Genomic DNA, 419 nt, shown 5'->3' on the forward strand with positions numbered 1-419 from the left:
GATCACGGACGTGGGCCTGCCCGCCGGGCTCGACCAGGACTTCCCCGTGACCCTGCGCGCGGAGGCCGCTTCCCGCGTCACCTACATGGGAATGCGGGACCGCTACGAGGGCCAGTTCGTCTTCCTGTCCGTCGTGCCCGTCCCCGGCTTCGAACTCCGGCCGGGTCGGGCCCACGCCCTGCACACCCGCTTCATCGTCTTCTGCCACGGCCGCCGCCCACCTCGCGGGACGCCCCTGCTGTACGTCCTCGTCCGCAACGCCCGAGGCCAGGAGAGTGCCCCGGTGGTGCCCACGGAGTCCCAGTCCGACAGCCTCGACCGCGCCGTCCGAAAGGCCTGCGCCGACTGATGTGCGGGACAGGAACCGGGACTTGTAGGACAGGAACTGGCCTAGTGGCCCCCTACGGTCCCCCCATGAC

The 419-nt window shown here is 70.9% G+C and carries 1 protein-coding gene; it reads left to right on the forward strand.

All coding sequences use genetic code 11. The features are described 5' to 3' along the window. A partial coding sequence (locus tag GRC12_RS45100; RefSeq protein ID WP_208786162.1) for a hypothetical protein occupies nucleotides 1-349 on the forward strand: 349 nt, incomplete at its 5' end. Between the last annotated feature and the right edge of the window lie 70 nt (nucleotides 350-419).

Source organism: Streptomyces griseorubiginosus (genome assembly GCF_017614965.1).
Taxonomy (GTDB): domain Bacteria; phylum Actinomycetota; class Actinomycetes; order Streptomycetales; family Streptomycetaceae; genus Streptomyces; species Streptomyces griseorubiginosus_B.